5 protein-coding genes are annotated in these 4,844 nt (G+C 80.3%); 4 read left to right on the top strand and 1 reads right to left on the bottom strand.

Translation table 11 applies throughout. From position 1 onward, the window contains the following. Window positions 1-488 (top strand): C40 family peptidase (locus EJA20_RS17925; protein WP_164984058.1); only part of this gene is annotated, 488 nt, incomplete at its 5' end. 122 nt (window positions 489-610) lie between these two features. On the opposite strand, the gene EJA20_RS17920 is transcribed toward EJA20_RS17925, so the two are convergent. After that, window positions 611-1,108 carry an inorganic diphosphatase gene (locus tag EJA20_RS17920; protein WP_129339877.1) on the bottom strand — a complete coding sequence of 166 codons (498 nt, stop codon included), beginning with the start codon at window positions 1,106-1,108 and terminating at the stop codon, window positions 611-613. A gap of 203 nt (window positions 1,109-1,311) precedes the next feature. Here EJA20_RS17920 and dacB point away from each other — a divergent pair, with 203 nt between their 5' ends. From dacB to tilS, 3 genes are all read left to right on the top strand, one after another. Continuing rightward, complete coding sequence (dacB, locus tag EJA20_RS17915) at window positions 1,312-2,724, top strand: D-alanyl-D-alanine carboxypeptidase/D-alanyl-D-alanine endopeptidase (RefSeq protein ID WP_129339876.1); 1,413 nt, start codon at window positions 1,312-1,314, stop codon at window positions 2,722-2,724. Window positions 2,725-2,794: 70 nt separating this feature from the next. After that, window positions 2,795-3,985: a zinc-dependent metalloprotease gene (locus tag EJA20_RS17910; RefSeq protein ID WP_129339875.1), complete on the top strand. Its 1,191-nt coding sequence runs from the start codon at window positions 2,795-2,797 to the stop codon at window positions 3,983-3,985. An 11-nt stretch (window positions 3,986-3,996) separates the two neighbouring features. Further along, window positions 3,997-4,844: tRNA lysidine(34) synthetase TilS (gene tilS / locus EJA20_RS17905; RefSeq protein WP_129339874.1), on the top strand; the 848-nt coding region annotated here is incomplete at its 3' end.

Genomic DNA, 4,844 nt, shown 5'->3' with positions numbered 1-4,844 from the left:
CGGCTGCCCCCGCACCGGCCCCGGCCGCCCCCGCGCCGGCCGCCCCCGCACCCGCACCGGCCCCCGGCGGCGGGTCGTCGGGCGCGTACGGGCTCGGGACCGGGACGTCGCGCGGCTCGGCGGCGCAGGGCGTCGCCGCGGTCGAGGCGGCGCGCACGAAGATCGGCCTGCCGTACCTGTGGGCGGGCACGGGCCCGGACGGGTACGACTGCTCCGGCCTGACCGGCTTCGGGTGGCGCGCGGCGGGGGTGAACCTCCAGCGCACGTCGCGCCAGCAGTACGTGCAGGTGAAGAAGATCAGCTACGCGGAGATGCGCCCGGGGGACCTCGTGTTCTGGGGGTCGGACCCGAGCGACCCGCAGTCCATCCACCACGTCGCGATGTACGCCGGGAACGGCAAGATCGTCGAGGCGGCGCGGCCGGGCACGCTCCTGCGCGAGGTGCCCATGCGGTACGCGGGCTCCATGCCGTTCGCCGGCCGCCCCTGACCCCGCCGAGGGCGGTCCGCGCGGAGCCGGGCACGACGGGTCCGGCACGACGAGGGGGTCCCCACCGCTGCGGTGGGGACCCCCTCGTCGTGGGCGGCGCGCGCCGGTGCGCGCCGTGCGGCTCAGTGCGTGTCGTAGCCCGCGTCGATGGCGCGCTGCCGCGACCGCTCGATCTCGGCCTCGGCCTCGGTGCGGCCCGTCCAGTAGGCGCCCTCGACCGACTTGCCCGGCTCGAGGTCCTTGTAGACCTCGAAGAAGTGCTGGATCTCCAGGCGGTGGAAGTCGGACACGTCGTCGATGTCCTGCCGCCACGCGGCCCGCTGGTCCCCGGTCGGGACGCAGAGCACCTTGTCGTCGCCGCCGGCCTCGTCGCGCATCCGGAACATGCCGAGGGCGCGGCACCGGATGAGGCAGCCGGGGAACGTGGGCTCCTCGAGCAGCACGAGGGCGTCGAGCGGGTCCCCGTCCTCACCGAGGGTGCCCTCGATGAACCCGTAGTCGTCCGGGTAGCGCGTCGAGGTGAACAGCATCCGGTCGAGGCGGATGCGCCCCGTGGCGTGGTCCACCTCGTACTTGTTGCGCTGGCCCTTGGGGATCTCGATCGTGACGTCGAACTCCACGGCTCTCCCTGTCGCTGGCGCGCCGGCGCGGTCCTGCCGCGGCGCGTCGGGTCGTCGCAGCGCACGGTTGGCCGTGCGCCGCCGGGCCCGACAGTAGTCTGCTCGCGGCTCGCCCGGGGAGCCGCGGGCTCCCGCACGGGGCCGAGGCGGGGACGCATTCACCCGTCGGCCACCCCCCGGACGCCGACGACGAGGGGGCGGGCATGGCCGGAGCGGCACGGGCGGCGGGCGCCGCCGCGCTCGTCGTGCTGCTGGCCGGCGGGGCCTACGCGACCGCCGACGCCCTCGACGCCGTTCCGGGCGTGCTGACCCTCGCGGCGCCGCCGGCCGCCCCCGCGCCCTTCCCGACCGCGCCCGGGGCCGTCGTGCCGTCGGCCGTGCCGACGGCCCTGCCGCCGCTCGACCCCGCCGCCCCGCTGCCCGACCCGGCGGCGGTGGCGGCGCTCGTCGACGGGCTCGTCGCGGACCCGCGCGTGGGGCCGGGCGTGGGCGTCCTCGTGGCGGACGCGCTCACGGGCACGACGCTGGCCGAGCGCGGGGCCGACGGCGCCCGCGTGCCCGCGTCGACGCAGAAGGTCCTCACGGCCGTCGCGGCGCTGGAGACGCTGGGCGCCGCCTCGACGACGACGACCCGCGTCGTGCGCGGGGCCGGCGACGCGGTCGTCCTCGTCGGCGGCGGCGACATGATGCTCGGCGCCGGCGCGGGCGACCCCGACGCGGTCTCCGGGCACGCCGGGCTGGGCGACCTGGCCGACCGCGTCGCCGCGGCCCTCGCGCTGGAGGGCGTGACGAGCGTGACGCTCGGCGTGGACGACTCCCTCTTCCCCGGGCCGACGCTCAGCCCGGGGTGGAAGCCGGAGGACGTGGCCGCGGGCTACGTCGCGCCCGTCACCGCGCTCGCGGTCGACGTGGCGAAGCTGGGGCCCGGCGAGTACCCGCCGCGCGCGCCGGACCCGTCGCTGGCGGCGGCACGCACCTTCGCCCAGCGCCTCGCCGAGCGCGGGGTGACGGTGCGCGGCGCCCCGGCGCGGGCGGTGGCGGCCCCCGGGGCGCCGGAGCTCGCCAGCGTGACGTCGGCCCCGCTGTCGGAGGTGGTGCACCACTTCCTCGACACCTCGGACAACACGATCACGGAGGTCGTCGCGCGCCAGGTCGCCCTCGCCGAGGGGCTGCCCGCGAGCTTCGACGGCTCCACGCAGGCGGTGCTGCTGGTGCTGGGGCGCCTCGGGCTCGACACGTCGGGCGCCCGCCTGGCCGACGCCTCGGGGCTGGCGACGGGCTCCGCGCTCACCGCCCGGCTGCTGGGGGACGTCCTCCTGCGCGTGGTCGACCCGGCCGCGCCGCAGCTGCGGGGGATCGCGGCGGGCATGCCGGTCGCGGGCCTGACCGGCACCCTCGCCGACCGCTACACCCGCTCGGACGCCCGGGGGCTCGTCCGGGCCAAGACCGGCAGCCTGCCGGGGGTGACCGCCCTGGCCGGCACCGTCGTGGACGCCGACCGCCGCGAGCTCGTCTTCGTCGTCCTGGCCGACGCGACGGGCGCGGCGGGGCAGGGGCCGCCCCGGTCGGCGGTGGACGGCTTCGTCGCGGCGCTCGCGGGCTGCGGCTGCCGCTAGGGCGTGCGCGCGGGCCCACGTCACGCTCCCGGGGAGGTCCGCCGCCGCGGCGCACGGCTACCGTGACGGGGTGCCGCCCGCCGAGCCCGTCGCCCCCGTCGACTGGGACGCGGCCGCCCGGCTCGCGGCCCGCCTGGCACCGCCCGGGCCCGCGGCGGGGCGGGCCCAGCTCGAGGACCTCGTCGCCGGGCTGCGCCGCTCCGCCGCCGCCGCGGCGGGGCACGTGGCGCTCCTCGCCGAGCTGCCGCCCGCCGACGGCCGGCCGCCCGCGGAGGCCTCCCGGGTGCACGTCGTCGACCGGGCCCGGTGGAGCCGGGCCAACGTCGCGACCTTCGCCGCGCTGACGGAGCCGGTCACGGCCGCGATCGCCGCCCGCGACCCCCGCGCCGCCCAGGTCTCGGCGGCCGGCCGTGCCGCCGGGGCGGCGCAGGTCGGCTCCGTGCTGGCGCTTCTGTCCGGCAAGGTGCTGGGGCAGTTCGACCCCTTCGTGGCAGGGCCCGGGGAGCCCGGCCGGCTGCTCCTCGTCGCCCCGAACGTCCTCGCCGCCGAGCGGGCCCTGGGCGTCGACCCGGCGGACTTCCGCCTCTGGGTGTGCCTGCACGAGCAGACGCACGCCTTGCAGTTCGCGCGGGCGCCGTGGCTGGCCGCCCACCTGCGGGAGCGGGCGGCGGGGCTGGGGGCGGGCCTGGCCGAGCGCGTCCTGCCCCGCGACGGGCGCGAGGACCGTGACGGGCGTGGCGGGAGCCGGGGCCGGTGGCGGGGCGGCGCGCGGGGGACGAGCGGGCGCCCCGGCGACGGCGGGGCCCCTGGCTGCCTCGCCGGCCTGGAGGAGCTGGTCCGGGGGGTCGACCGGGCGCTGCGGGGGCCGGGCTCGCTGGGCCTGCTGGAGCTGCTGCCCGCGCCCGAGCGGCGGGCCCTCGACGAGGTCACGGCCGTCATGTCGCTGCTCGAGGGGCACGCGGACGTGACGATGGACGCCGTGGGGACGGACGTGGTGCCGACGGTCCGCCACCTGCGGCGGCGCTTCGAGGCCCGGCGCGACGCCGCCGGCCGGTCCGTCGGCCCCGAGCGCGTGCTGCGCCGGCTCCTCGGGCTCGACGCCAAGCTCGCGCAGTACCGCGACGGCGCGCGCTTCGTGCGGCGCGTGCAGCGCCGGGTCGGGCTCGCGGGCCTCAACGCCGTCTGGGACGACCCGGCGCACCTGCCGACGCCGTCGGAGCTCGCGCGCCCCGCGGACTGGGTCCGCCGGGTGCACGGCTGAGCCCTGCGTCCGTGACCGGGCCGCACCCCGCCGTCGCCGCCGTGCGGACGGCGGTCCGGCGGGGGCTCGCCGACCTGCCGCCGGGCGGGCTCGTCCTCGTCGCGTGCTCGGGCGGGGCCGACTCCCTCGCGCTCGCCGCCGCGACGGCGTTCGTCGCGGAGCGGTCGCGCCGCCGCGGGCCCGCCCCCGGGCTGCGGGCCGGGGCGGTCGTCGTCGACCACGGCCTCCAGGCGGGCTCGGCCGCCGTGGCCGCGCGCGCCGCGGAGGCCTGCCGCGGGCTGGGCCTGGACCCCGTCGAGGTGGTGGCCGTCGACGTCGCACCCGTCGGGGGCCCGGAGGGTGCCGCCCGCGCCGCCCGCCACGCCGCGCTCGCGGACGCCGCCGCCCGGCACGGCGCCGCCGCCGTGCTGCTCGGGCACACCCTCGACGACCAGGCCGAGGGCGTCCTGCTCGGGCTGGCGCGCGGCTCCGGGCCGCGCTCCCTCGCCGGCATGCCCGCGCGCCGGGGCGTGCTGCGGCGCCCCCTGCTCGGCCTGCGCCGGTCGCAGACGGCCGCCGCCTGCACGGCGCTGGGGCTCGAGCCCTGGCAGGACCCGACGAACGCGCCCGGGCCCGGGGCCCCGCGCCGCAGCCGGGTGCGGGGTGAGGTGCTCCCCGTGCTCGAGGCGGTCCTCGGCCCGGGCGTGGTCCCGGCGCTCGCCCGCAGCGCCGACGCCTCCCGCGAGGCGGCCGACGCCCTCGACGCGCTCGGCGCCGCGCTCCTGGCGGCGGCGGCGTCGGCGGCGTCGGCCGGGGAGCCCGACGCCCGCCCCGGCGCGGGGCTCGACGTGGCCACCCTCGCCGCCGCGCATCCCGGCGT

The organism is Cellulomonas endophytica (assembly GCF_004123805.1).
Classification (GTDB): domain Bacteria; phylum Actinomycetota; class Actinomycetes; order Actinomycetales; family Cellulomonadaceae; genus Cellulomonas; species Cellulomonas endophytica.
The sequence above is the reverse complement of the archived record's forward strand: the minus strand, read 5'-3'. Positions and strand labels throughout refer to the sequence as shown.

Coding starts and splice junctions, on each gene's coding strand:
- dacB (WP_129339876.1), top strand. CDS start 1,312: ATGGCCGGAGCGGCACGGGCGGCGGGCGCCGCCGCGCTCGTCGTGCTG.